Genomic DNA, 24,768 nt, shown 5'->3' with positions numbered 1-24,768 from the left:
CAGTCGCATCACTCGCTCGGAAACGTCACCGCCTCGATACGGTTGCCGTCGGGATCGACGATGAATGCCGCATAGTATTTCACCCGATCATTCGGACGCAGCCCCGGCGCACCGTCGGAGCGGCCACCGGCGTTGAGTGCAGCGGCGTGGAATGCATCGACATCACCTGATGATTTCGCGCGAAGGCAGATGTGGGTGCCGCTCTCCGGTGCGACCGGCGCCATGCCGGCGCGCAGATTGATCCAGAATTCCGGATAGCTCTTGCCGAAGCCGACCGTCGCCGGCCGCGTCACCAGCCGCGAAAGCCCGAGCGTCGCCAGCGTCATTTCGTAGAAGCGCGCGGCGCGTTCGAGGTCAGCGACGCCGACGGAGATGTGGTCGATCATTGAAAGGCCCCCGCTTTTTCACCGTCATTGCGAGCGAAGCGAAGCAATCCATAGACCTACAAGGAAAGAATGGATTGCTTCGTCGCTACGCTCCTCGCAATGACGGTGTTCCTCACGCCGGCGCGCCTGATTTCACCAGCTTGTAGATCACCGAATCCATCAACGCCTGGAACGAAGCGTCGATGATGTTGGGCGACACCCCGATCGTGGTCCAGCTTTCGCCCGCCTCGTCCTCGCTCTCGATCAGCACCCGCGTCACCGCTTCGGTGCCGCCATTGAGGATACGCACGCGATAGTCGATCAGCTTCAGGCCTTCGATATATTTCTGGTATTTGCCGAGGTCCTTGCGTAGCGCAACGTCGAGCGCATTGACCGGGCCGTTGCCTTCCGCCGCCGAGATCAGCCGCTCGCCGGCGACGTCGACCTTCACCACCGCCAGCGCCACCGTGACGCGCTGGCCGTTGGCGTTGTAACGCTGCTCGACATTGACGTCGAACTGTTCGACCCGGAAATATTCCGGCACTTTTCCAAGCGTGCGCCGCGCCAGCAGGTCGAACGAAGCGTTGGCGGATTCGTAGGCATAGCCGGCGGCTTCGCGCTCCTTCAATTCATCGACCAGACGCGCCAGTTTCGGATCGCTCTTCTCATAGGCGATGCCGGCGCGGTCCAGTTCGGCGATGACGTTGGAGCGGCCGGCCTGATCGGATACCAGCACCTTGCGGTGATTGCCGACCAATTCAGGCAACACGTGCTCGTAGGTGTGCGGGTCCTTCATGACCGCGGAGGCATGAATGCCGGTCTTGGTCACGAACGCGCTTTCGCCGACATAGGCCGCGTGGCGGTTCGGCGCGCGGTTGAGCATGTCGTCGAGCGCCCGCGACACCTTCATCAGGGTCGCCATCTTCTCTGTGGTGACGCCGATCTCGAAAGCGTCGGAGAATTCGTGCTTCAGCCGCAGGGTCGGGATCAGCGAACAGAGATTGGCGTTACCGCAGCGCTCGCCGAGCCCGTTCAGCGTACCCTGGATCTGCCGCGCGCCCGCGCGCACCGCGGCCAGCGAATTGGCCACCGCCTGCTCGGTGTCGTTATGGGCGTGGATGCCGACGTGACCACCGGGGATGTGCTTGATCACGTTGCCGACGATGGTTTCGACCTCATGCGGCATGGTGCCGCCATTGGTATCGCACAGCACCACCCAGCGTGCACCGGATTCATAGGCCGCTTTCGCGCAGGCGAGTGCGAAGTCGGCGTTCTCCTTGTAGCCGTCGAAGAAATGCTCGCAATCGACCATCACCTCGCGGCCCGCGGCTTTCGCCGCGCCGACGCTGTCGCGGATCGAGGCGAGATTTTCCTCGTTGGTGGTCTCGAGCGCGACGCGCACCTGATAGGCCGAGGCCTTCGCGACGAAACAGATCGCGTCGGCCTTGGCTTCCAGCAACCCCGCGAGCCCGGGATCGTTCGAGGCCGAGCGGCCGGGCCGCCGCGTCATGCCGAACGCCGTGAACTTCGCATGCTCTAACTTCGGCTTTTCGGCAAAGAACTCGGTGTCGGTCGGATTGGCGCCGGGATAGCCGCCCTCGACATAATCGATGCCGAGCTCGTCGAGCATCCCCGCTATGATCTGCTTGTCATGCAGGGTGAAATCGACGCCGTTGGTCTGCGCGCCGTCGCGCAGCGTGGTGTCGAACAGATAGAGGCGTTCGCGGCTCATGTTTGGCCTCCCGGCGCAGCACCGTCGGCCAGCGTCTTCTGCATCGTGGTATTGGCAAGCCACTCGCCATTGACAGTGACGGTATTGCGCTGCATGCCGACATAGCCGCGCTTTGAGAAAAATTCCGCCGCGTTGTCGCTGGCGTCGACCGTCAGGCTTTTCGCGCCGCGCGCGCCCGCGAGTTTTTCCAGCGCCTCGCACAGCATTGACGCGACACCCTGCCCCGCAGCGGTCGGGTGAACGTAGAGCAGGTCGATATGGTCAGGCCCCTTCAGGGAGGCGAACCCGACCGGCGAGTTCTGCAGCGTCGCGATCAGCGTGAGCTGGCCGGCGAGACGCTTGCCGAATTGCTCTTCGTCCTCGGCGGCGCTGGCCCAGGCTTCCTGCTGCGCTTCGCTGTAGTCGTCGCCGGTCAACTCCTCGATGGCGGCAACAAAGATCGCCGCCAGCACGGGCGTATCCGCCGCCAGGAACGGCCGCAGCGCAGGTTGGGGCAATGCCTGTCCCATCGCGTCAAAATACTCCGAACAGTTTTAGCGCAAGCACGATCGCGGCGATGATGACCGCCCACTTGATGAAGATGTAGTAGCGCCAGTGTTTTGGGAAAGGCGTATCGGGCTTGCTCATCGCGCGATCTCCCAGGTGGTGCCGTCCTTGGAATCCTTGATGACGACGCCCATCGCGGCGAGTTCATCGCGGATGCGGTCGGATTCCTTGAAGTCTTTTCGGGCGCGCGCGGCCGTGCGGTCGGAGATCAGGCCGTCGATCTGCTTGGCGTCGATGCCGCTCGCTTGCTGCTTGCGTGCCTTCCAGTCCGCAGCACTCTCCGACAGGAAACCGAGCAGCCGCAAGGAGGCAGCAAACTGGCTGCGATCCTGATCGTTTCCGGAAGCCGCGTTATTCCGCAAGCCGTGCAGCGACGCGACCATCTGCGGCGTGTTCAGGTCGTCCGACAGCGCCGCGATGACGGCGTCGGAAGGCCGCCCGCCCTTAATGTCGGCCGCGACCCAATACCAATCGTCGAGCGTCTTGGCGCTTTCTTCCAACCCCTTCAACGTCCAGTCCATTGGAGAGCGATAATGCGCCTTCAACATATTGAGGCGCAGCACCTCGCCCGGCCAATCAGCCAGCAGTTCCCGGATCGTGACGAAGTTGCCGAGCGACTTCGACATCTTGGTGTCTTCGATCTGCACGAATTCATTGTGCATCCAGTAGTTCGCCATCGCAGGCGTGCCGTGCGCGCAGCGCGACTGCGCGATTTCGTTTTCGTGATGCGGGAAGATCAAGTCCAGGCCACCGCCGTGGATATCGAACACGTCACCGAGATACGCAGCACTCATGGCCGAGCATTCGATGTGCCACCCCGGGCGGCCCCTGCCCCATGGGCTTTCCCATCCCGGCTCATCGCCGGACGATTGCTTCCACAGCACGAAATCGCCCGGATTTTTCTTGTGTGCATCGACAGCGACGCGCGCGCCCGGTCGCTGCTCGTCCAGCTTGCGGCCCGAAAGTGCGCCATAATCCGGCATCGACGCCGTATCGAACAGAACTTCGCCGCCCGCCTCATAAGCATGACCGCGCGCGATCAATTGCCTGATGAGCGTCACCATATCCGTCTTGCCGTCAGCGCGCGGCAGCACGAAATCAGTCGCGCGGGGTTCGAACGTCGGCGGAAGTGAACCCAATGCCGCGGCGTCGGCGTAAAACTGGTTAGCCGTCACTTCCGTGACCTTGCGGATCGCCTCGTTCAGCGGCAGCCCGGGAAAGTCCCGCACGGCCCGCGCGTTGATCTTGTCATCGACGTCGGTGATGTTGCGGACATAGGTGACGTGATCGGCGCCGTAGAGGTGCCGCAGCAGCCGGAACAGCACGTCGAACACGATGACCGGGCGCGCGTTGCCGATATGGGCGAAGTCGTAGACCGTCGGCCCGCAGACATACATGCGCACATTCGAGGGATCGAGCGGCGTGAACGGCCGCTTCTCCTTGGTCAACGTATCGTAGAGGCGCAATTGCATGGATATCCCGTCCGTTGCGGCCGGGCGTCGAGTGATCTCGGTTGAGAAAAGACGGCCTCAGCCAGCGAATCGCTAGCTAATAATCTCGCGGCAAATGCTGCAGATGGCGAGGAAACCGTTCATGGTTCCCACCATGTCCCAGCCCGGGGGACGCCGTCAAGGGCCTGCTTAGCCCGGATTTGCACCCGATTTGGGCCGCCCGCCCCGGCCAGCGCCGCCATGGTTAATCATTCTTAACGCTTTGGGTCTATCTGATAAAGGGCGGTCCCCTCCTTCCCCGGTGCACCATGCGACCTTTGTCAGCATTCATTGCCTGCGCATTCCTTCTCGCCGCTTCCGCCGCCTCGGCCGACAGCCGCGTCTTCATCATTGCCAACCAGGCCGACGGCTACGGCGTCGACCAGTGCCTCGCCAAGGGCGATAAATGCGGCGCCCATGCCGCCCGCTCCTATTGCCAGTCACGGGATTTTGCGCAGGCCACCGCCTACCGGCGCGTCGATCCCGACGAGATTACCGGCGCGGTTCCCAAGGCCGGGAACGAGAAATGCACGGGTAATGGTTGCGGGGAATACGTCGCCATCACCTGCCAGCGCTGAACCGGGCCGGCACGGCGTACTCTGAGGGGGCGCTTTGCCACACCCGTGCCCCGGAAACGACGTGACGCTGCCCCGAGAAGCAGCTATGTCAGGCGGCCTTGGCGATGGAAGCGGCTTTGGCCGCACCTTGCCGCCTTGGCCGCGCCTTTCGGTTTCCATAACCGCGCGGATTCGCTCTCGAAGGCCGGATATGCCTGAAACCCTTACCTCCTTCTCGTCCCGCTGGATTTTGACCTGCGCCATGCTGATCGGCATCACGCTGCCGTGCACGGGCGCGTTCGCGCAGATGAACCCCGGCGACTCGCCGCCACAACAGCAACAGCCGACACAACAGCAGGGCGCGCAGGGCAATCCGATCTGCATCCGTCTCGAGGGGCAACTGGCGACGATCGACCGCGGCGCCGGCAGCGGCGATCCCGCCAAGGACGACCAGATCCGCCGCTACCAGGATGCGGCCACCAAGCAGCAGGCCGAACTCGATCGCGTCACGCTGCAGGCCAAGCGAATGGGCTGCGACAGTTCCGGTTTCTTCTCGCTGTTCAACGGCCAGTCGGCGCAATGCGGGCCGGTCAACAACCAGATCTCGCAGATGCGCGGCAATCTCGATCAGATCACGACCAGCCTCGAACGCCTGCGCAGCGGCGGGATCGGCGGCGCCGACCGCGAGAACCAGCGCCGCTCGGTGTTGACCGCGCTGGCGCAGAACAATTGCGGCCCGCAATACGTCAACGCGGCGCGGGGCCCGGGCAGTTTCATCGACAATCTGTTCGGCAACAATAACAACAACAGTCCGGGGGCGCCCGGCGTCGATATGGGTCCGCAATCCGGAACGTTCAAAACGGTCTGCGTGCGCACCTGCGACGGCGCCTATTTCCCGGTCTCCTTCGCCACCGTGCAGGCGCGCTTTGCCGACGACGAGAGGACGTGCAAGGCGCTGTGCCCGGCGACGGAAGCGAGCCTGTTCGCCTACCGCAACCCCGGCGAAGACATCAACCAGGCGGTCTCGATCACCGGCCAGCCCTACACCGCGCTACCCAATGCATTCAAATTCCGCACTGAGTTCAACCCATCCTGCGCCTGCAAGGCCGCCGGCCAGACCTGGTCGGATGCGCTGAAATCGGTCGACGACAAGGCTGCCGTCGAGCAGCAAGGCGACATCATCGTCACCGAAGAGAGCGCGAAGAAAATGCAGCAGCGCGCCCAGCCGCAGCCGGCGAAAGGCGCGTCTGCCAAGAAGGGCGCCGGCACCACGGCGACCGCGCCGCCGGCCGCGGCATCGGCCGCGCCTGCCACCGATTCCACGGCTCCCGCCGGCGACAGGCCGATCCGCACCGTCGGCCCGACCTTCATTCCGCCGAAGCAATAATCTCAGCCCTCGAACGCGTCCACCGAGGCCCGGCCCACGCGTGACAGCAGCGTGGGATCGGGTTCGGGCAACGGCTTGCCCGGATCGCGAAAGCGGTTGGTGATGGGATAGCGGCGGTCCCGGCCAAAGTTCTTTTGCGTGACCTTGACGCCGGGCGCGGCCTGCCGGCGCTTGTATTCGGCGATGTTGAGCAGGCGATCGATCCGCGTCACCACCTCGGGCGGAAAACCCGCCGAGATGATCGAGGCCAAAGGCTCCTCGCGCTCGACCAAGCGTTCCAGGATCGCATCGAGCATGTCGTAGGGCGGCAGCGAATCCTGGTCGGTCTGGTTCTCGCGCAATTCGGCGGTCGGCGGCCGCGTGATGATGTTGACCGGTATCACCTCGCCCGACGGGCCGAGCGCGCCGTCCGGCTTCCATTCATTGCGCAGGCTCGAGAGCCGGAACACTTCGGTCTTGTAGATATCCTTGATCGGATTGAAGCCGCCGTTCATGTCACCGTACAGCGTGGCGTAGCCGACCGACATTTCCGACTTGTTGCCGGTCGTGACCACCATCGCGCCGGTCTTGTTGGAAATCGCCATCAACAACGTGCCGCGGGCGCGCGCCTGCAGATTCTCTTCGGTAATGTCGCGCGGCAGCCCTGCGAACGTCCCCGACAAGATCTTCTCAAAGCCGTTCACGGCGTCCGCGATCGGCAGCACCTCGTAGCGGATGCCGAGCGCGGTTGCGAGCTTGGCGGCATCGTCGAGCGACACCTGCGCGGTAAATCGAAATGGCAGCATCACGCCGCGGACCTTGTCAGCACCGAGCGCATCGACCGCCATCGCCGCGCACAGCGCCGAATCGATGCCGCCGGACACACCGAGCAGCACGCCGGGAAAACCGTTCTTGCGGACATAGTCGCGAAGGCCCAGCACGCAGGCCGCGTAATCGGCCTTGTCGCCCTCGAGCAGCGGCGTGATCGGGCCCGAGCAGCGCCAGCCGTCACTGGTCTTCGACCAGTGCAGGGTCGTGATGTTCTCCTCGAACGCCGGTAACTGCACCGCCACCGAAAGATCCGCGTTCAGCGCAAAGGAGGCGCCGTCGAAGATCAATTCGTCCTGCCCGCCGACCTCGTTCAAGTAAATCAGCGGCAAACCGCTCTCGGTGACACGGGCCACGGCGATCGACAGCCGCAGATCGTTCTTGTCGCGCGCATAAGGCGAGCCGTTCGGCACCACCAGGATCTCGGCGCCGGTCTCGGCCAGACATTCGACGACGTTTTCGTATTCCTCGGACTCTTCGAGCCAGATGTCCTCGCAGATCGGCACACCGATCCGCACCCCGCTTACGGTCACCGGTCCGGACGCCGGCCCGCGCGCGAACAGCCGCTTCTCGTCAAACACGCCGTAATTCGGCAGATTGGCCTTGAAGCGCAGCGCCGCGATGCGACCCTCGTCAAGCAAGGCCACGGCGTTATAGAGCTTGTCGTCCTCGACCCAGGGCGTGCCGATCAGGACAGCCGGGCCGCCGCCGGCGGTCTCGCGCGCCAGTTCCTCGACCGCGGCGCGGCAGGCCGCCTGGAACGCCGGCTTCAGGATCAAATCTTCCGGCGGGTAGCCCGCGATGAACAGCTCGGAAAAAACCACGAGATCGGCGCCATCGGCCCGCGCCTTCTCGCGCGCCACACGCGCTTTCGCGGCGTTGCCGGCGACGTCGCCGACGGTCGGGTTCAACTGGGCCAGTGTGATCCTGAATTCGACTTTGCTCATGGTGCCAATGGTGCCCTGCACAAGCCCAAACTGCAATCGCTTGCTTTAGATCGCGCCCATGCGTTCGGCGATGGCGAACAGCCAGAACAGGCCGCCCATCACCAGCGCGACGCCGACCGCGGCAGATCCCATATCCTTGACCCGCCCGATCTGCGGATCGTGGTCGGTGGTAAGGCGGTCGGCGAGCTTTTCGATCGCGGTGTTGAGAAGTTCCACCACCAGCACCAGGACAACGGCCGCGACCAGTTCGACGCGGCGCATCGCCGTGACGCCGATCAGCCACGCCAGCGGCAGCGAAATCGCCAGCGCCGCAATTTCCTCACGGACGGCCTGCTCCGACCGGATCGCAAAGGCGAGACCGTTTCGGGTATTGATCGTGGCCCGCCAGAATCTCAGCAAATCAAAGACCCGCTGCGGCCGGCATCGGCTGGACCTTGCCGGCGCGTTCCTGCTTCAACAGTTCCGCGATCAGGAAAGCCATGTCGATCGACTGTTCTGCGTTCAAACGGGGATCGCAGACCGTGTGATAGCGGTCGTTGAGATCCTCGTCGGTGATGGCGCGCGCGCCGCCGATACATTCGGTGACGTCCTGCCCGGTCATCTCGAGGTGCACGCCGCCGGCATGGGTGCCCTCGGCCTGATGGATCGCGAAGAACGATTTCACCTCCGACAGCACCCGGTCAAACGGACGGGTCTTGTAACCTGACGTCGAGGTGATGGTGTTGCCGTGCATCGGATCGCACGACCAGACCACGACCCGCCCTTCCCGCTTCACGGCGCGGATCAGCGGCGCCAGATGATCGCCGACCTTGTCGGCGCCGAAACGGTTGATCAGCGTCAGCCGTCCCGGCTCGTTGTCGGGATTGAGTACGTCGATCAGCTTCAGCAACTCGTCGGCTTTAAGCGATGGCCCGCATTTCAGGCCGATCGGATTCTTGATGCCGCGGAAATATTCGACATGGCCGTGGTCGAGCTGGCGGGTGCGATCGCCGATCCAGATCATGTGCCCCGAGGTCGCGTACCAGTCGCCGGTGGTGGAATCGACGCGAGTAAAAGCCTGTTCGTAGCCCAGCAGCAGCGCCTCATGGCTGGTGTAGAAGTCGGTGGCGCGCAGTTCCGGATGGCTCTCGAGATCGAGGCCGCAGGCGCGCATGAAATTCAGCGCATCCGAAATGCGGTCCGCCAATTCCTTGTAACGGCGCGACTGCGGCGAGTCCTTGAGGAAGCCGAGCATCCACTGATGCACGCTGCCGAGATTGGCAAAGCCGCCGGTCGCGAACGCGCGCAGCAGATTGAGCGTCGCCGCCGACTGCCGGTAGGCCATCAACTGCCGCTGCGGATCGGGGATGCGCGCTTCCCTGGTAAACGCAATGTCGTTGATGATGTCGCCGCGATAGCTCGGCAGCTCGACGCCGTTGATCGTCTCGGTGTTGGACGAACGCGGTTTCGCGAACTGGCCGGCGATGCGGCCGACCTTCACCACCGGCAGCGCGCCGGCGTAGGTGAGCACGACCGCCATCTGCAGCAGCACGCGGAAGAAGTCGCGGATGTTGTTGGCGCCGTGTTCGGCAAAGCTCTCGGCGCAGTCGCCGCCCTGCAGCAGGAACGCTTCGCCGGCGGCGACGCGCGCAAGCGCCTTTTTCAGGTTGCGGGCCTCGCCGGCAAAAACCAGCGGCGGAAACGTCGCAAGCTGCGCTTCGACATCGGCCAATGCCTTGGCATCGGGATAATCGGGCATTTGCAGCACCGGCCTGGTGCGCCAGCTATCGGGTGTCCACCGCTCGGACATGGCGTTAACTCCTGAGCAAAAACCGCTACTTATGGCAGGTAGCGGAGTTCCGGCTTATACACACGCAAAAGGCCGGCCGCCAGTTGGATTTCCGCTTCTCCGCACAAGCCCTTGCGGCAAAAGCCGAATTCGCATTTGCTGTGGCGCTCGCAAACCTAAGGAGGAGATCGCGGTGGCCGAGCCGGGCTTGGACGACGTATTTGCCGACGACATCACCGTGCCTGCGGCGGATGGCTATCCGCTGGCCGCGACGCTTGTTTTTGCCGCGCGGCGCCAAGCGCCATGCCGCGCTGATCAATTCGGCGACCGCCGTGCCGCGCAAGCTCTACCGCGGCTTTGCCGGCTATCTCGCCAAGCGCGGCTGCGCGGTCTTGACCTACGATTACCGCGGCACCGGCGACTCCAGGCAGAAGGCGATGGCCGGATACAACCAGCCGAAATCGCTGGTCGGCTTCAAAGCCTCGATGTCGGATTGGGCCGCGCAGGACGTAACCTCCGCGGTGTCGTGGATGCGTGAGCGTTACAAGGCGCTGCCGTTCGCCTATGTCGGCCATTCCTTCGGCGGCCAGGCGCTGGGCCTGCTGCCGAACAATGCCGAGATTTCGCGCGCGCTTTTGATCGCCGCCCAGGCCGGCTACTGGAAGCTGATGGCCTCCCCCGAGCGTTTTCGCGTCTACGCGATGCTGAATTTCGTAGGCAGCCCGCTGACCCGCGCGCTCGGCTACATGCCGGGCTGGGCCGGCCTGGGTGACGATCTGCCGAAGGATGTCTTCCTGCAATGGGTCGGCTGGGTGATGAACCCGCGCTATCTGCTCGGCGATCCCACGCTCACGGCGTTGCAGAACTTTCCGAAATACAAGGGCGCGCTGCGGGCGCTGTGCCTGTCCGACGACCCCTAGGCGACGCGGCCGGCGGTCGAATTGCTGTGTTCGGGATTTACCGCGACCAAGCCCGAGATCATCACGGTGACGCCGGCGGCTACCGGCGCCGCCAAAATCGGCCATCTCGGTTTCTTCCGCCCCGAGCATCGCGACACGCTGTGGCGAGGGGCGGCGGAATGGATTGAGGCGGCGGAGTGATTCAGTTTTCAAACAGCTGGAGACGTTTCGACCGCAGAGCCGTCATTGCGAGGAGCGTAAGCGACGAAGCAATCCATTCTTTCTTTGCGTGGCAACATGGATTGCTTCGCTCCTCGCAATGACGCTGATAAGGCCGCCCCACACACAACTGGCAGTCTGCTTGCGCGCCCGACGCTGCTGCGTCCATCGCATCTCATCCCAACGTATGTGACGATCCGGATACGCCCCTCGTGGGGGATGAGACCGCGGGATTTCTAATGCTGATTTGGGGGTAATGGGAAGAGGAATATTTTCTCAAAGAGGACTGGACAGGGCAAATCAAGTTGAAAGCGCTCGGCAATTTTCTTTCTGCGCGCATCTCGAATGTGCCCGCCTTTTTCGGCTGCCGGCGGAAATTGCTCCCAAATCACGAACGTCTCAAATCGGGAAACCGTGGAACACCCGGCCACGGGATGCAGAACAGCACCAGCTCAACATCCCGGAAAACAACAACGCCGCTCGAGCGGAATATGATCGCTCGGCGGCGTTGGGCAGTCACCGGGGCTCCTGAAATCCCCCCGGCAGATTTATGTCTGCACAGGCCGTGCCAAGATTCATCTAGCAAATTGCGACAGGAATGAACCACTTCCGGGCTGGACCTGAGAAATCAGTGGATGTGGGCCTACGGCGGTATCAGAGCACGAATTTGATGCCGAACATCCGGCCCCTGCGCCAGACCACTTCGCAGGGCTGGCGCTTCGGATGATCCGGCACCAGCGCCAGCTTGAACCGGTCGGCGACGTCGATCTCGGCGTCGGTCACGATCCTGGCGCCGCCCGGCGACACGTCCATGACGACGCATTCGGTCTTCGTCAGCTCATCGTCGACCGTGAGCCAGGCCACGTGCTTTTGCAGTTGCCGCCGCGGTTCGCGCTGCACCTTTGCCCTGAGCGCATCAACAGTCGTCATGATGACCATCCGTCATGGGATTAGCTGGTCATCAGATTTACGGGGTATCCCGTGAAGGTCTTGTTAGGACATTGGATTGGAATTTATCGGTTTTCCCGGCGGATGCCGTGCGCAGTCGATCAGCGGTTTACACTTTGCTAACGCGCCGGCGGGCCGATTTCAGCGGATTAATTTTGGCCGCTAACCCTGTGGCATAGGTTCGACATCCGGCGCGTGAGGGCTTGGGTCGGGCGCATGCTCCACCCGCGCCTTGAGATCGGCGGCCTTTTCGACCAGCGCTGCCGCCACTTTCGGATCCGATGTTGTCTGGGCGAATTTGAGAAGGATGGTTGCTTGACGCTTTACGTATTGCCTGCCGACCACTTTTCTTATCCCCGGTTGCCAACCCCGCATGGATATGCCGAAAGCCGGGGAATCGTTCCGGGGCAGCGTTACAAAGTGAACATTATTTTTTGTTCCAGCGCAGATACCGCTTTTTTCAGCGGCGATCCCGCGCCGGGATTGGAACCCGGCGACGGCGCGAACGTCGAATCCTTCGCTTCCGGCTGAATGCCCCCCAAAGACCCGGCCGGAAGAAAACCTCCCACAGGTTGGCGGTCCCGGTACGGTCCTATCCCCCGCGCCGGGGCCGTTTGTGCGGCCTGCGCCGGGCACAAAAGAAAACGGCTCCAGCAGAGAAGAACTGGGGCCGTAAGTTTGAGTGCACCGGAGCGCCCCGATGCACTTGTCTCACCGGGCCCGCTTCGGGCCGCTCCAAAATAGCTTCAGCAAATGCGCCGAACGAGAAGCCCCGCTGTCACGCCGGGCGATCGCAAGTATCCGTTTCATGTGATGCAATGCTTGAGACTATTCGGAAGAAAACGCCGCGTCTGTGCGCAACCTAACATAGCGACTTCCGGCGGAGCGAAATCGAATTTGCGCCGGCTTCCAAATACGGCTGGCCGCGGCATTAGGAACAAGCGCGGTCAATCCGACTTGAAGCATGGGCCAACCAAAGTATCAGGCCTGCACGGTCCCACACCGATAGCCCCCAAACCCTGTGGGACCGTGCTTTCCTGCCCGCGGTCAGGAAAGAACCCGCACTTCCCGGCACCACAACGTGGAGAGGCCCCAGCCCCTTGGGGAAAGAGCTGAGGCCTCTGCCGATTTGGGGGCTTAACGCCGGACCTGTAGTGGGCAAGTCCGGCGATTGAAATGATGCGGCCGCTTCAGGGTTCTCGCAACGACGATTGCGAGAACGCCGCTGCCTCTTTGGGGGTAGCCCGAATTTTTTTCACCGGTTCGCTTTTGACGGCGGCCCATCATGGCCGCGCGACGGCTTCCATGATTTCCTTCGGACGCCGCTTGATCGCCAGCAGATAGGCGGCAGCAGGCGCATCCGGCATGCGCCGTCCTTGCTCCCAGTTTTTCAGCGTGGGCAGCGGAATACGATACGCCGCGGCGAAGTGATGTTGCGACATCCGCAGCGAAAGACGGATGGCTTTCACGTCCGGCAACTCGACCTTGGACACGCGCAATCCGCGCACCTTCTTGCCCGCGGCATGCTTTGCCGCCTGCTGCATGCTCTCAATCAGTTCCTTTCCAAACTTTCCCATGTCTCTTGTTCCTTCCTTTCGCCCGTCACTCAGCTCTTCAAGATCGCCGCCAGCTTTCGAACGACCTTCTTTTCTTCCGCCGTGAGGTTCTCCTGACGCGCCTTCACGTAGACCATCAGCAGATAGAGCGGGCGGTTGCCACTATGATAAAAGTAGACCACCCGTGCCCCGCCGCGTTTGCCGCTTCCGGGCCGCGCCCATCGGATCTTTCGCACACCGCCCGTTTCGGGGATCAGGTCCCCTTCTTCGGGATTCCGCGAGATGAAATCGATGAAGGCCTCCCGTTCGGCGTCGTCCCAGATATCCTGGGATTGGCGGATGAACAGAGGCGTTTCCGCCACGGTGATGAATCGTCGTGCCACGCCAGAAGTATACGCCATTGGCGTCCATAACTCCAGAGAAAAGACGCCATTGGCGTCCTACTGAGCTTGGGCAATACCTGGACTGTGCGGCGGTCGTACGGGATCTGGTCGGCAATATAAAAAGCGATCCAGCGGCGGCCCCGGCGGACAACATTTTCATGCCTTGAGCTTGCCTGGGAACCTCTTAAGCGACGCGAGAAAATGCCTCGGATACGCTCCAGTAAGACTACGGATAACCAAACCCGCGTATTTGGTGCAGATTAGTTGTTGCTGGGGATTTAAGGGGCCAGCACCTGAGCCAAAGCCGAGCAAGCGAACATACTCCGCTTGCTCGGCCTGGCGGCTCCGAAGCGGCGGCTCTTCTGGCGTGAACAGAATTGTCGCCAAGGACTTTACGGGCGCCCGCGTTATGCCGCCGCTTGATCTTCCTTGTCCGCACCGCGCGCCACGATCCTCAACGCGTCATCCGGCAACGGCCGCTGCAGCGCCTTCGCTTCGTCCCACGGCGCGCGCAGCCAGACGTCGCGCTCCTTGTCCGTCGTCAGGATCACCGGCATGGCCTTGGGATGAATCGGTTCGACGATCGCATTCGGCGTTGTCGTCAGAAAACCGTAGACCAGATGCGGACCGGGGATCGGTTTTGATTTCGTGCCGCGGTCGCCTCTGAATTCGGTCCACATCCCGGCAAACGCGCACAACGGGCGGTCATCGTTCAGCGCGAACCAGACCACGTCTTTCTTCTTCGTCTCCGGGTTCGGCTCCGGCGCATATTCCGCAAAGCTGTTGAGCGGAACGAGGCAGCGATGTTCCGGCCTGGTCCATCCGCGCCAATGCGGCGACGAGGTGTTGCGGATGTTGGTCACCGGCGGGCCACCGGTCTTCGGCGGCGGCGGCATGCCCCAGCGCATCAACACCATTTCGCGCTCGCCGCCGGCATTGCGCACCACCGGCGCCGGGTAATCGGGAAACACGCCGGGCATCGGCGGCAGATTGCCGACGTAACGGTTGATCACCCGGAACAGCCGCTGGATCGCCTCCTGATTCGTGGTGATCGAATACAAATTGCACATCGGCGAGCCTTGGTGGGGCGGACGCGTCCCGGGCCTCTAATCCTAGTGGTATTGCCTCACGCCGCAAGGCTCGCTGTAATTCCGACCATGAGCACCAAGTCGCGCGAGGTCATCTGGGGCGGCCGCGTCATGGGCGCGAATATGCGCGCCGAAGGCGCGCGCGAGGAAGCCAGAAAGGCCGTGCGCGCGGCCGACCGAGCCGAGGCGGAAGCCTGGTCGGTCCGGATGGAAGGTTTTGGCGGCCCGGCGCAGCCCTCGCCCACGATCGGCCAATGCCTCAACGGCGGCCTCGGCTGGCTTGAAGTGGAGTGCAACCGCTGCAACACCCGCGCAAGCCTGCCGCTCGACGCCATCCGCCGCCCGCGCGACACGCCGCTGTGGAAGCTGGAAGCGTCGCTGAAATGCCGCTCCTGCCGCAAGGGCCGCTACGCGCCGCCGGTGCACATGATCAAGCTGACGGAGAGGCGCGAGATCACGCCGTATAAGTGGGTGCATCCGGAGGAGGAAAGGTGAGCTAGCGTAGCACCAATCGATAACAGGCTATCGTCGTCGAGCGGCGGATTGCGCCCCGCTAATCCATCCCAAGCGTTGACGTGTAACAATCCCGGAGGGTCCATTTTGCATAGAGGAGAATAAGCGAGCCGCACTCCTATTTGACAAAGGACTTGCGGATAAGACCAAATGCAATCAAAACGTGTTGCAATGATTTCAGTCGCGAAGTCTTAGGACCAGAAAACTTGATACTCAGACGTCCAACTAAATTTATTGGGGAATACCCTTATGTCTTCGATTAGGTGGTTGCACTTATCGGATTTCCACGTCGGCAAAGACAATTACGGTCAACGAAAGCTCTTTTCACAGATCCACCGAAACGTCGCTGCGCGAATTGCGGCTGGCTTTATTCCTGATTTTGTTTTCTTGTCAGGGGATATAGCAAACAAAGGCAAAGCCGAGGAATACGAAGAATTTATCGATTCATTCTTGTTGCCCCTGATTTTGGTGCTCGGCGACGATTGGAGCGGGAGCATCTTCTCTATTCCTGGCAATCACGATGTTCAGCGGGACAAGTCCAAGTTTTTCAATCCTCAAGAAGTGCTGAAAGCTCCTGATCATCTTTTTGATCCCACGGAACAAGGAATGGAGCAGCGCGAACAATTCGCCACTCGCTTTGAAAACTACATCAGGTCAGAACTGACAAACAGCCCCAGCAAATGGATCGCAAGCAACGAAGCCGCCTTTTCTCATGTGAGCGCTGTCCGAGGCGAGAGCTGAGCTGGCCCCGGTTGTCTGAACAAAAATTCCGCGTCGATAAGTGGAGCCTCTGCCGAGGTTAGGCCGCCGCGCGGAGCGGCGGAAGATCGAAGTAGGCTTGATCCGGGGTCATGTCGTCAAGACTCGAATGAGGACGTCGGCCGTTGTAAAAGTCGAGATACCGGCCGATCGAATGTCGCGCCTCGCCGACGGTTTCGTAGGCTCGCAGATAGACCTCCTCGTATTTGACGCTGCGCCACAGCCGTTCGACGAACACATTGTCCCGCCAGGCCCCTTTGCCATCCATGCTGATGGCGATGCCATTGCTGGCGAGCAGGCCGGTGAACGCCGCGCCGGTGAACTGAGAGCCCTGATCGGTGTTGAAGATGTCCGGCTTGCCGTGGCGAGCCAAGGCATCTTCCAGGGTCTCGACGCAGAAGGCCGCCTCCATCGTGATCGACAGCCGCCACGACAGAACACGACGTGTCGCCCAGTCCAGCACCACGGCGAGATAGACGAAGCCGTGCGCCATCGGAATGTACGTGATGTCCATGGCCCAGACCTGGTTCGGCCGCCGGATCTCGATGCCGCGCAGCAGATACGGATAGATCTTGTGGCCGGGCTCGGGCTTGGTGGTGCGCGGACGGCGATAGAGCGCCTCTATCCCCATCCGCCGCATGAGCGTCTTCACATGCCGGCGGCCGATCTTGCACCCCTGCAAAGCCAGCAGGCCTCGCAACATACGCGAACCGGCGAAGGGATACTCCAGGTGCAGCCGATCGAGACGCTGCATGATCTCGAGGTCGGCTGAAGAGACTGGACGCGGCAGATAGTACACGCTGCCGCGACTGACCTTCAAAATCTCTGCCTGCTTGGTGATCGACAGATCGTGCTTACGGTCGATCATCGCTTTGCGCTCAGCAATCCCGCCTTGGTGAGCGCGCCTTCTAAAAAATCGTTCTCCAGCGTCAGCTCCCCGATCTTGGCATGCAGCGACTTCACATCGACCGCGGGCGTGGCCGGCGTCCCGCCCCCCGATCCGAAAATATCAGAGGCGCCGCCCTCAAGCTGTGATTTCCAGGCCGTAATCTGATTGGGGTGAACGTCGAAATGCTCCGCCAGCTGGGCTATCGTCCGATCGCCCTTGATGGCGGCCAGAGCCACCTTCGCCTTGAAGGCCGGTGAGTGGTTCCGCCGGGGTCGTCTGCTCATGGTCTCTCCTGTTCACGGCAATTATCGCCGCTGTCAGGCAGAAATTCCACTTATCGTTCTGTCCAGATTTCCGCGACCGGCTCTAGCATAGGCATTGTCGGAGTCAACACCGCGTGGCTTTCTAAGGATGACGCTGACCGCCACTTATTAACGCTGGGTCCAAATATTTTGGAAGACGCGTTGACGAACATTAAAGGCGCCGCCGTCAGAATAGTTTTGGGACATCATCCACTTCACTGGCTGGCGGATCACGATGCACAACAGATACGAGTCGTCTTAGGAAAATTCAACGCGATATATCTCCACGGCCATCTTCACATGAATGACGTCCGCTACGATGATGGTGGCTCCAATTTGTTTCTGACAATTCAGTCGGGGGCAGCCTTTCAGGGGCGCGCTGAAGACAACCCCCAACTCGTCAGCGGACTTGTGTGGGCGGATTTGAATGTTAACGAAAAGAGCATCTTGCTTCAGCCTGAGCACTGGTCCGTGCAGCATCGTGAATGGAAAATATCGACCGATGCATTTTCGAATCAGAGACGCCTTGCAGGGCTGGACTGGTGGCAATTTCCGTTACCCGGAAACGCACCTTTAGCGCCGCAGTCTCTATCCCCTCCCGAAGCAAAAAAACCTTCCAAACAAAGCCCACAACAATCGCAAGAAGCAATTCCAGTTCGAAATGGATGGGAGTTTGTCGATAAGACCTTTCTGCAATCAAGATCCACTCAAGAGCCTCGAGAGCAACTCTTGCAATGAGCTGGCCCCGGTTGTCTGAACAAAAATTCCGCGTCGATAAGTGGAGCCTCTGCCGAGGTTAGGCCGCCGCGCGGAGCGGCGGAAGATCGAAGTAGGCTTGATCCGGGGTCATGTCGTCAAGACTCGAATGAGGACGTCGGCCGTTGTAAAAGTCGAGATACCGGCCGATCGAATGTCGCGCCTCGCCGACGGTTTCGTAGGCTCGCAGATAGACCTCCTCGTATTTGACGCTGCGCCACAGCCGTTCGACGAACACATTGTCCCGCCAGGCCCCTTTGCCATCCATGCTGATGGCGATGCCATTGCTGGCGAGCAGGCCGGTGAACGCCGCGCCGGTGAACTGAGAGCCCTGATCGGTGTTGAAGATGTCCGGCTTGCCGTGGCGAGCCAAGGCATCTTCCAGGGTCTCGACGCAGAAGGCCGCCTCCATCGTGATCGACAGCCGCCACGACAGAACACGACGTGTCGCCCAGTCCAGCACCACGGCGAGATAGACGAAGCCGTGCGCCATCGGAATGTACGTGATGTCCATGGCCCAGACCTGGTTCGGCCGCCGGATCTCGATGCCGCGCAGCAGATACGGATAGATCTTGTGGCCGGGCTCGGGCTTGGTGGTGCGCGGACGGCGATAGAGCGCCTCTATCCCCATCCGCCGCATGAGCGTCTTCACATGCCGGCGGCCGATCTTGCACCCCTGCAAAGCCAGCAGGCCTCGCAACATACGCGAACCGGCGAAGGGATACTCCAGGTGCAGCCGATCGAGACGCTGCATGATCTCGAGGTCGGCTGAAGAGACTGGACGCGGCAGATAGTACACGCTGCCGCGACTGACCTTCAAAATCTCTGCCTGCTTGGTGATCGACAGATCGTGCTTACGGTCGATCATCGCTTTGCGCTCAGCAATCCCGCCTTGGTGAGCGCGCCTTCTAAAAAATCGTTCTCCAGCGTCAGCTCCCCGATCTTGGCATGCAGCGACTTCACATCGACCGCGGGCGTGGCCGGCGTCCCGCCCCCCGATCCGAAAATATCAGAGGCGCCGCCCTCAAGCTGTGATTTCCAGGCCGTAATCTGATTGGGGTGAACGTCGAAATGCTCCGCCAGCTGGGCTATCGTCCGATCGCCCTTGATGGCGGCCAGAGCCACCTTCGCCTTGAAGGCCGGTGAGTGGTTCCGCCGGGGTCGTCTGCTCATGGTCTCTCCTGTTCACGGCAATTATCGCCGCTGTCAGGCAGAAATTCCACTTATCGTTCTGTCCAGATTTCCGCGACCGGCTCTCAATTCTTCGACGGGAGGCCACCGAATTGGAGGTTGGCGTTATCCTCGTCAGTTCCTCGTAGAGCAATTGTTGAGGTCGTTTGCGGTCGCATGAATTCGATTGAAGACGCTTCAAAGCCAACAATTCTAAATCTGATTGGAGCTGGAGGGGAAGGAAAGTCTACGGCGTTCCTTCAAATCGTTGCTCGGCTGGTGAACGAAGGAAATTGGATAGCGCTTTGGCGTCATAGCGATTCGCAAAGCATCGATGTCGAAACAATAGAACGCTTTTCAAAGCAGTTCCCGCGAGTAATTGTTGCAATCGATGAGGCTCATTCGGCGGCGAGTTGGTTGCCCCCCCTTGCTCGTCAGGATGAAGCGTCTTGCCAGGGCTAACGTACATTTTCTACTTTGCTCGCGGTCAATCGACTGGCGCGCAGAAGCAAAAGAATTGGGTCTGATAACCAGAGATTCCGACTATCAAGAGATCCGATTGCGAGGTCTAACGCAACTTGATGCACGCGAGGTTGTCCGCGCTTGGGGCGCACTTGGCCGAGAGGGTTTACGGAACCTGTTTGGGCAAGAGGAAGAGAGGGCCGCTGAAAACCTGTGCGGAGCGTCGATCAGTCCGGACACCGAGGAACAAGAGGGCGCCTTCTTAGGCGCGATGTTACGCTTGCGCTATGGCGATACCCTAAAAGACAAAATTCGCTCGATTCTTTACAGATTGAAAGATATTCCAACTCCCGGCGGCTCCCTGTTAGATGCTTATGCGATGATTGCGGCCATGCACAACGAGGGACTTAGATTTCTATCCCTCCCGGTTCTCGCCGAAGCTTTAGGCTGCTCACATAGCGAGGTTCAGCGAAAAATTATAAATCCATTAGCTGACGAGGCGATTGCTGCTGGGGGTGGCAGATTTGTGCTTTGCAGACATAAGGCAATCGCTGAAGCCACGGTAGAGGTTCTCAACGAAACAAACCTTTACGGTGAGATTGATGAAAGCTTCGCAACTCTTAGCCGTGCGGCCATCATCGCGCGGCAAAAAGGACAGTATGTCCCCGATTTGCAAAAGTGGGACTATTTACTCCCCGAACATTTTAGTGAATCCGGCCGCAACAAAATTGCCATCGATGCAGCGGAACAAATGCAAGCTGCAGATCCTACTGACATTCGTCTGAGGGTCAATCTTTCGAAAGTTTACCGCCAAACAGACGAGAATTTGAAAGCCGCTAAATTGTTCCGCGACTTCGAAGGCGAGTTGAGCACGCGCGTCGCGTGGCACGAATGGGCCGTCGCGGAACGGGGCAACTCGAATCACCTTCCTTCACTGATCTTGGCCGCAATCAGTATCTGCGACCTGCCATCCTCATTGCCGACAACGAGAAGCTCCGCAGCAAAGGCTTTGAGTACAATGTCGCTGAATTTTTATTCGCTTTATGATCGGTACAAAGATCCGATTTATTTGCAAGCGGTTCTAGTTGTGACCCAACTTGTCGAAACGTTAGGTGTAGTCGACATCGACGCGAACAAGGCGACGAGCGAGCTTAACCAATTTGCTCTTGAGCATGGCGCGACGCTGCCCGAACGAAGCGAATTGCTCTCCGCTTTGAGCGCTATCATTCAGGGTGTTGCAAGCCTCGTCGATTTTGAGCTCTTTGCGAAAGGCCGAGTTCCTCGAGCCGCCATAGCAAAGTATGAAGGGCTTGCAAGCCACTTTAGGTAGTAGGGTGGACAGGGAGACACGACGGCCGCGGGCCACTTGCCATTAACGGTCGGGTCGTTTCCGGTGGCGGTAAGTAAGGGCGGTTGCCCCTGCGAAATCCCCGCTACTCCGCCGCCGCTTCCCTCACATGCCTTGCCGTCGGCGTCCGCATCGTCACCAACTCTTCCGCAGCGGTCGGATGCAGCGCCACCGTCGCGTCGAAATCGGCCTTGGTCGCTTTCATCTTCACGGCGATGCCGACGGCTTGCGTGATCTCGGCGGCGCCGTCGCCGACGATGTGGCAGCCGAGGACGCGGTCGGTGGTGGCATCGACCACGAGCTTCATGAGCACGCGGGTGTCGCGGCCGGACATCGTCGCCTTGATCGGGCGGAAATCGGCCTTGTAGATGTCGACGCGGGAGAATTGCGCGCGCGCCTCGGCTTCGGTCAGTCCGACGGTGCCGACTTCGGGCTGCGAGAACACGGCGGTGGGAATGGTGGCGTGATCGACCGCGACCGGGCGCTTGCCGAACACGGTGTCGGCGAAGGCGTGGCCCTCGCGGATCGCGACCGGCGTCAGGTTGGTGCGATGGGTGACGTCGCCGATGGCGTAGATGTTCGGCGCCGAGGTTTTGGACCAGCCGTCGACCGCGATGCCGCCGTTCTTCGGGTTGAGCGCGACGCCGGCCGTCTCCAGCCCGAGGCCTGCGACGTTCGGATGCCGGCCGATCGCGAACATCACCTTGTCGGAGGCGATGCTGGAGCCGCTCGACAGATGGGTGGTGAAGTCCTTGCCGTGCTTGTCGATCCTGGTGACGGTGCAGCCGGTCAGGATGGTGATGCCCTGCTTCTCCATCTCGGCGCGCAGATGCTTTCGGACATCCTCGTCAAAACCGCGCAGAATGTTGTCGCCGCGATAGATCACGGTGACGTCGGCGCCGTAGCCGGCAAAAATGCCGGCGAATTCCAGCGCGATGTAGCCGCCGCCCTGGATTACGATACGCTTCGGCAATTCGGTCAGATGAAAGGCTTCGTTCGAGGAAATCACGTGTTCGATGCCGGGAATCGCCGGGCCGTGATTGGGCGCGCCGCCGGTGGCGATCAAAACATACTTCGCGGTGACGGCTTCGCCGCTGGCGAGCCGCAGCGTATGGGCGTCTTCCAGCACCGCGCGGGTTTTCACGATGCGCGCGCCTGACTTCTCGACATTGGCGGCGTAGATGCCCTCCAGCCGCGCGATCTCCTTGTCCTTGTTGGCAACCAGCGTCGGCCAGTCGAACGAGACTTCGGGGATGGTCCAGCCGAAGCCCGTGGCATCCTCGATCTCGTGACGGACGTGGCTGCCCATCACGAACAGCTTTTTCGGCACGCAGCCGCGGATCACGCAGGTGCCGCCCATGCGGTATTCTTCGGCGACCATGACCTTTGCGCCGTAGCCGGCGGCGATGCGGGCGGCGCGAACCCCGCCAGAACCGCCCCCGATGACGAACAGATCGACGTCGAACTCTGCCATGGCAACCCCTCTTTATTCTCCCTCGCCCCGCTCTTCGCGGGGAGAGGGGCTGTCTCAACGATTGAGATTCGCGGAGAGTCCCCCTCACCCGAAGCCTTCGGCCGTAGCCGAAGCTTTGCTTCGGCGTTTTAAGAACGACCGCCGAAGGCGGCCTATGCTCTCCCCGCAAGCGGGGCGAGGTAAGAAAGCGAGCGATCAGATTTCCTTGCCGCGCTTTTTCATCTCGCCCCGGAACGCGGCGTTGACGGTTTCGGCAAAGACCTGCGCCCACTGGTTCATATAGGACATCGAGAACTGGATGGCGCGCGGCTCGGTCGAGAGCAGCTTCTGGCCGAGCGGCGATTTGTAGAACGTCACCAGATCCTTCAATTCCTGCTCGGTGAACTCGTTGGCGTAGATCTTCGCCATGCCGTCGCCTATTTCCTTTTCGCGGCCCGCCATGTTCTTGGCGACGATGACGGCCACCTCATTGAGGTCTTTTTGATAGTTGAGGTTGGACTGCAGCAGCGCGTTCTTGGTCTGCTCGACGATGTTGGGAACGGCGCTGGCGTACATCGCGCTCGCGTTCTTCATGCCAAGGATTTCCTTGGCGGCGGCAATGGCGGCCGGCGTCGCTTCCTTGAGCGGCGTAGCGGCCGGTGCGGCCTGCTTTGGCGCCTGCGCCATGGCGGGGCCAGCCAACAGCGCCAGGCCCAGCATCAGACCGGCGGCCGACGAACTTCCCGAAAAACGCTTCATTCCAATTCTCCTCAAGGTTCGGCGCTAGCGCCGTTCAATTACGCGAATTCCCTGCGCGCCCGCCAGAACGGCGATGCTGGCAAGGCCGATAAACAGGCCGTGTTCGACGACGCCCGGGATCAGGCTCAGCAAGCCCGCCAGCCGCGGCGCATCATTGATCCGCACCAGATGGGCATCGATGATCCAGTGGCCGCCATCGGTGATAAAAACGTGGCCGTCCCTGCCCTTTCGGACCCCCATTTGCCCGGAAACGCCACTTTCCGCAAATGCCGCGGCCATGGCGCGCTCCGTCGCCGCCAGGCCGAACGGGATCACCTCCACAGGTAGCGGGAAACGGCCGAGAACATCGACCCATTTGGTGTCGTCGGCGATCACGATCATGCGATCCGAGGCCGCCGCCACGATCTTTTCCCTTAAGAGCGCGCCGCCGCCGCCCTTGATCAGATTGAGCGCGGGATCCATCTCGTCGGCGCCATCCACGGTGAGATCGAGCCGGTCGATGTCGTCGAGCGTGGTCAGCGGGATTCCACATGCTTCCGCCTGCGCGCGGGTCGCTTCCGACGTCGGCACGCCGACGATTTTCATGCCGGCGCGGACCTTCTCGCCGAGCAGGTCGACGAAATGCCTGGCGGTCGAGCCGGTGCCGAGCCCGAGCTTCATGCCGTCCTGCACATGCTCCAGCGCGCGGGCTGCAGCCTGCCGTTTCAATGCGTCCATGTCCACGTGACGACGATGCCCCTTAAGTTGCGGGCGCATATCTAGCGTCGTTTTCAGCCAAGGAACAGCGCTATAAGCGGCTGGCGCCACCTGAAACGCGACCTGGATCAGGGCGCCGGCACCTTGTCCATCGCCGCCAGTATCGCGGCAAACCGCCCCTCCACCTCGGCGCGCATGCCGGGGTGGGTGAAAACGTAGAACTCGTCTTCGCGGATCGCGGCAAGCACGCGGGCTGCGACGAAATCAGGCGCGAGCCCGGTGTCTATCAACCTTTTGATCTCGGCGACCATGGCCGCGGCCGGACTGGCCGGATCGGGCACGCGCGCCGGGCCGTAGCGCTCGGGCCGGTTGCGCCCGCTCTCGCCGATGCCCGTGCGCACGAAACTCGGGCACAGCACGCTGACGCCGATGCCGTGCGGCTTCAGCTGCGCGGCGAGGCCCTCGGACATCGCGACCACGGCGAATTTGCTCGCCGCATAGGGGCTGAAGCCGAGGCCGCCGTTCATGCCGGCCATCGACGCGGTGTTGACGATATGACCGCCTTCGCCGTGCCTGCGCATATGCGGCAGAAAGCTGCGGACGCCGTGCAGCACGCCCATCAGGTTGACGTCGAGCACCCAGCGCCAGTTGTCGAGCGAGATCAGGTCGATGCCGCCGCCGGCGGCGACGCCGGCATTGTTGCAGACGACATGGACCTTGCCGAACGCATCGAACGTGGCTTGCGCGGCGCGCTCGACGCTTACGGGATCGGCGACGTCGCACATGGTGCCGCGGACGTCAGGCCCGATCTCCTTGAGGCTGCCGACCGCGGCCTGCAGCGTTTCGGCCTCGATATCGGCGAGCATCACCTTCATGCCGCTTTGCGCAAACGCGCGGCCGAGCGCTAGGCCAATACCGCTGGCGCCACCGGTCACGAAGGCTGTCTTGCCGGCCAGTTCGCGCATGATT

25 protein-coding genes and 1 pseudogene are annotated in these 24,768 nt (G+C 61.5%); 9 read left to right on the top strand and 17 right to left on the bottom strand.

The window, feature by feature from the left end:
- Positions 1-8: 8 nt before the first annotated feature.
- From NL528_RS18930 to cysS, 4 genes are all read right to left on the bottom strand, one after another.
- On the bottom strand, positions 9-386 hold the full coding sequence (locus tag NL528_RS18930; protein ID WP_309184199.1) for a VOC family protein: 378 nt from the start codon (positions 384-386) through the stop codon (positions 9-11).
- A gap of 112 nt (positions 387-498) precedes the next feature.
- The gene (gene cimA, locus NL528_RS18925) at positions 499-2,097 is read right to left on the bottom strand and encodes a citramalate synthase (RefSeq protein ID WP_309184198.1); all 1,599 of its coding nucleotides are present in this window, start codon (positions 2,095-2,097) and stop codon (positions 499-501) included.
- A complete protein-coding gene (locus NL528_RS18920; RefSeq protein ID WP_309184197.1) occupies positions 2,094-2,606 on the bottom strand; it encodes a GNAT family N-acetyltransferase in 513 nt (170 codons plus the stop codon). The genes cimA and NL528_RS18920 overlap by 4 nt, the downstream gene beginning before the upstream one ends.
- Before the next feature lie 114 nt (positions 2,607-2,720).
- Positions 2,721-4,115, bottom strand: a complete 1,395-nt coding sequence (gene cysS / locus NL528_RS18915) for a cysteine--tRNA ligase (RefSeq protein ID WP_309184196.1) — start codon at positions 4,113-4,115, stop codon at positions 2,721-2,723.
- 287 nt (positions 4,116-4,402) lie between these two features.
- Between cysS and NL528_RS18910 the strand changes: the two genes are divergently transcribed.
- Both NL528_RS18910 and NL528_RS18905 read left to right on the top strand, forming a co-directional pair.
- Complete coding sequence (locus NL528_RS18910; protein ID WP_074281117.1) at positions 4,403-4,711, top strand: hypothetical protein; 309 nt, start codon at positions 4,403-4,405, stop codon at positions 4,709-4,711.
- A gap of 190 nt (positions 4,712-4,901) precedes the next feature.
- Positions 4,902-6,077 carry a DUF2865 domain-containing protein gene (locus tag NL528_RS18905; RefSeq protein ID WP_309184195.1) on the top strand — a complete coding sequence of 392 codons (1,176 nt, stop codon included), beginning with the start codon at positions 4,902-4,904 and terminating at the stop codon, positions 6,075-6,077.
- 2 nt (positions 6,078-6,079) lie between these two features.
- On the opposite strand, the gene NL528_RS18900 is transcribed toward NL528_RS18905, so the two are convergent.
- From NL528_RS18900 to NL528_RS18890, 3 genes are read right to left on the bottom strand one after another with little or no spacing between them, the layout of a single operon-like run.
- Entirely contained in the window at positions 6,080-7,831 is a 1,752-nt protein-coding gene (locus tag NL528_RS18900; protein WP_309184194.1) for an NAD+ synthase, read from the bottom strand.
- Between the two features lie 45 nt (positions 7,832-7,876).
- Complete coding sequence (locus tag NL528_RS18895; protein WP_074281115.1) at positions 7,877-8,230, bottom strand: diacylglycerol kinase; 354 nt, start codon at positions 8,228-8,230, stop codon at positions 7,877-7,879.
- A gap of 1 nt (position 8,231) precedes the next feature.
- Entirely contained in the window at positions 8,232-9,620 is a 1,389-nt protein-coding gene (locus NL528_RS18890; RefSeq protein ID WP_309184193.1) for a class II 3-deoxy-7-phosphoheptulonate synthase, read from the bottom strand.
- Positions 9,621-9,792: 172 nt separating this feature from the next.
- Between NL528_RS18890 and NL528_RS18885 the strand changes: the two are divergent.
- Positions 9,793-10,699, top strand: a pseudogene (locus NL528_RS18885) (alpha/beta fold hydrolase).
- 672 nt (positions 10,700-11,371) lie between these two features.
- Here the strand turns inward: NL528_RS18885 and NL528_RS18880 are convergent.
- Complete coding sequence (locus NL528_RS18880; RefSeq protein ID WP_309184192.1) at positions 11,372-11,647, bottom strand: PilZ domain-containing protein; 276 nt, start codon at positions 11,645-11,647, stop codon at positions 11,372-11,374.
- A gap of 333 nt (positions 11,648-11,980) precedes the next feature.
- Here NL528_RS18880 and NL528_RS18875 point away from each other — a divergent pair, with 333 nt between their 5' ends.
- Positions 11,981-12,196, top strand: coding sequence for a hypothetical protein (locus tag NL528_RS18875; protein ID WP_309184191.1), 216 nt, complete (start codon positions 11,981-11,983; stop codon positions 12,194-12,196).
- A 752-nt stretch (positions 12,197-12,948) separates the two neighbouring features.
- Here the strand turns inward: NL528_RS18875 and NL528_RS18870 are convergent.
- From NL528_RS18870 to NL528_RS18860, 3 genes are all read right to left on the bottom strand, one after another.
- Positions 12,949-13,209, bottom strand: coding sequence for a transcriptional regulator (locus NL528_RS18870; protein ID WP_309184190.1), 261 nt, complete (start codon positions 13,207-13,209; stop codon positions 12,949-12,951).
- Positions 13,210-13,271: 62 nt separating this feature from the next.
- A complete protein-coding gene (locus NL528_RS18865; RefSeq protein ID WP_309184189.1) occupies positions 13,272-13,622 on the bottom strand; it encodes a type II toxin-antitoxin system RelE/ParE family toxin in 351 nt (116 codons plus the stop codon).
- A 389-nt stretch (positions 13,623-14,011) separates the two neighbouring features.
- Positions 14,012-14,674 carry an SOS response-associated peptidase gene (locus NL528_RS18860; RefSeq protein ID WP_309184188.1) on the bottom strand — a complete coding sequence of 221 codons (663 nt, stop codon included), beginning with the start codon at positions 14,672-14,674 and terminating at the stop codon, positions 14,012-14,014.
- A gap of 87 nt (positions 14,675-14,761) precedes the next feature.
- Here NL528_RS18860 and NL528_RS18855 point away from each other — a divergent pair, with 87 nt between their 5' ends.
- Together NL528_RS18855 and NL528_RS18850 are read left to right on the top strand one after the other, a co-directional pair.
- The gene (locus NL528_RS18855; protein ID WP_309184187.1) at positions 14,762-15,187 is read left to right on the top strand and encodes a hypothetical protein; all 426 of its coding nucleotides are present in this window, start codon (positions 14,762-14,764) and stop codon (positions 15,185-15,187) included.
- Positions 15,188-15,454: 267 nt separating this feature from the next.
- Positions 15,455-15,946, top strand: coding sequence for a metallophosphoesterase (locus tag NL528_RS18850; RefSeq protein ID WP_309184186.1), 492 nt, complete (start codon positions 15,455-15,457; stop codon positions 15,944-15,946).
- A gap of 58 nt (positions 15,947-16,004) precedes the next feature.
- Here NL528_RS18850 and NL528_RS18845 read toward each other — a convergent pair.
- Positions 16,005-17,137 (bottom strand): IS3 family transposase gene (locus NL528_RS18845; protein WP_143206051.1). Its coding sequence is split into 2 segments (ribosomal slippage): positions 16,005-16,882 and positions 16,882-17,137, totalling 1,134 coding nucleotides; the frame shifts between segments, so codons are not numbered across the junction.
- Positions 17,138-17,317: 180 nt separating this feature from the next.
- Between NL528_RS18845 and NL528_RS18840 the strand changes: the two genes are divergently transcribed.
- Positions 17,318-17,893 carry a hypothetical protein gene (locus tag NL528_RS18840; RefSeq protein WP_309184185.1) on the top strand — a complete coding sequence of 192 codons (576 nt, stop codon included), beginning with the start codon at positions 17,318-17,320 and terminating at the stop codon, positions 17,891-17,893.
- Positions 17,894-17,951: 58 nt separating this feature from the next.
- Here NL528_RS18840 and NL528_RS18835 read toward each other — a convergent pair.
- Positions 17,952-19,084, bottom strand: a protein-coding gene (locus NL528_RS18835) for an IS3 family transposase (protein WP_143206051.1) whose coding sequence is annotated in 2 segments (ribosomal slippage) — positions 17,952-18,829 and positions 18,829-19,084 — 1,134 coding nt in all. Because the reading frame shifts where the segments join, the coding sequence is not laid out codon by codon here.
- A gap of 174 nt (positions 19,085-19,258) precedes the next feature.
- On the opposite strand from NL528_RS18835, the gene NL528_RS18830 reads away from it, so the two are divergent.
- Complete coding sequence (locus NL528_RS18830) at positions 19,259-19,543, top strand: hypothetical protein (RefSeq protein WP_309184184.1); 285 nt, start codon at positions 19,259-19,261, stop codon at positions 19,541-19,543.
- Complete coding sequence (locus NL528_RS18825; RefSeq protein ID WP_309184183.1) at positions 19,521-20,873, top strand: hypothetical protein; 1,353 nt, start codon at positions 19,521-19,523, stop codon at positions 20,871-20,873. The genes NL528_RS18830 and NL528_RS18825 overlap by 23 nt, the downstream gene beginning before the upstream one ends.
- 103 nt (positions 20,874-20,976) lie before the next feature.
- Here the strand turns inward: NL528_RS18825 and gor are convergent, their stop codons facing one another.
- From gor to NL528_RS18805, 4 genes are all read right to left on the bottom strand, one after another.
- Complete coding sequence (gor, locus tag NL528_RS18820) at positions 20,977-22,365, bottom strand: glutathione-disulfide reductase (protein WP_309184182.1); 1,389 nt, start codon at positions 22,363-22,365, stop codon at positions 20,977-20,979.
- Positions 22,366-22,560: 195 nt separating this feature from the next.
- A complete protein-coding gene (locus tag NL528_RS18815; RefSeq protein WP_309184181.1) occupies positions 22,561-23,103 on the bottom strand; it encodes a DUF2059 domain-containing protein in 543 nt (180 codons plus the stop codon).
- A 24-nt stretch (positions 23,104-23,127) separates the two neighbouring features.
- On the bottom strand, positions 23,128-23,826 hold the full coding sequence (gene rpiA, locus NL528_RS18810) for a ribose-5-phosphate isomerase RpiA (protein ID WP_309184968.1): 699 nt from the start codon (positions 23,824-23,826) through the stop codon (positions 23,128-23,130).
- Between the two features lie 101 nt (positions 23,827-23,927).
- Positions 23,928-24,764 (bottom strand): SDR family NAD(P)-dependent oxidoreductase, encoded by an 837-nt coding sequence (locus tag NL528_RS18805; RefSeq protein ID WP_309184179.1) that lies wholly within the window; start codon positions 24,762-24,764, stop codon positions 23,928-23,930.
- Between the last annotated feature and the right edge of the window lie 4 nt (positions 24,765-24,768).

This window comes from Bradyrhizobium sp. Ash2021 (assembly GCF_031202265.1).
Taxonomy (GTDB): Bacteria; Pseudomonadota; Alphaproteobacteria; order Rhizobiales; family Xanthobacteraceae; genus Bradyrhizobium.
This window is presented reverse-complemented; position numbering and strand designations above follow the sequence as displayed.

Coding starts and splice junctions, on each gene's coding strand:
- NL528_RS18930 (WP_309184199.1), bottom strand. CDS start 386: ATGATCGACCACATCTCCGTCGGCGTCGCTGACCTCGAACGCGCCGCG.
- cimA (WP_309184198.1), bottom strand. CDS start 2,097: ATGAGCCGCGAACGCCTCTATCTGTTCGACACCACGCTGCGCGACGGC.
- NL528_RS18920 (WP_309184197.1), bottom strand. CDS start 2,606: ATGGGACAGGCATTGCCCCAACCTGCGCTGCGGCCGTTCCTGGCGGCG.
- cysS (WP_309184196.1), bottom strand. CDS start 4,115: ATGCAATTGCGCCTCTACGATACGTTGACCAAGGAGAAGCGGCCGTTC.
- NL528_RS18910 (WP_074281117.1), top strand. CDS start 4,403: ATGCGACCTTTGTCAGCATTCATTGCCTGCGCATTCCTTCTCGCCGCT.
- NL528_RS18905 (WP_309184195.1), top strand. CDS start 4,902: ATGCCTGAAACCCTTACCTCCTTCTCGTCCCGCTGGATTTTGACCTGC.
- NL528_RS18900 (WP_309184194.1), bottom strand. CDS start 7,831: ATGAGCAAAGTCGAATTCAGGATCACACTGGCCCAGTTGAACCCGACC.
- NL528_RS18890 (WP_309184193.1), bottom strand. CDS start 9,620: ATGTCCGAGCGGTGGACACCCGATAGCTGGCGCACCAGGCCGGTGCTG.
- NL528_RS18880 (WP_309184192.1), bottom strand. CDS start 11,647: ATGACGACTGTTGATGCGCTCAGGGCAAAGGTGCAGCGCGAACCGCGG.
- NL528_RS18870 (WP_309184190.1), bottom strand. CDS start 13,209: ATGCAGCAGGCGGCAAAGCATGCCGCGGGCAAGAAGGTGCGCGGATTG.
- NL528_RS18865 (WP_309184189.1), bottom strand. CDS start 13,622: ATGGCGTATACTTCTGGCGTGGCACGACGATTCATCACCGTGGCGGAA.
- NL528_RS18860 (WP_309184188.1), bottom strand. CDS start 14,674: ATGTGCAATTTGTATTCGATCACCACGAATCAGGAGGCGATCCAGCGG.
- NL528_RS18855 (WP_309184187.1), top strand. CDS start 14,762: ATGAGCACCAAGTCGCGCGAGGTCATCTGGGGCGGCCGCGTCATGGGC.
- NL528_RS18850 (WP_309184186.1), top strand. CDS start 15,455: ATGTCTTCGATTAGGTGGTTGCACTTATCGGATTTCCACGTCGGCAAA.
- NL528_RS18830 (WP_309184184.1), top strand. CDS start 19,259: ATGAATTCGATTGAAGACGCTTCAAAGCCAACAATTCTAAATCTGATT.
- NL528_RS18825 (WP_309184183.1), top strand. CDS start 19,521: ATGAAGCGTCTTGCCAGGGCTAACGTACATTTTCTACTTTGCTCGCGG.
- gor (WP_309184182.1), bottom strand. CDS start 22,365: ATGGCAGAGTTCGACGTCGATCTGTTCGTCATCGGGGGCGGTTCTGGC.
- NL528_RS18815 (WP_309184181.1), bottom strand. CDS start 23,103: ATGAAGCGTTTTTCGGGAAGTTCGTCGGCCGCCGGTCTGATGCTGGGC.
- NL528_RS18805 (WP_309184179.1), bottom strand. CDS start 24,764: ATGCGCGAACTGGCCGGCAAGACAGCCTTCGTGACCGGTGGCGCCAGC.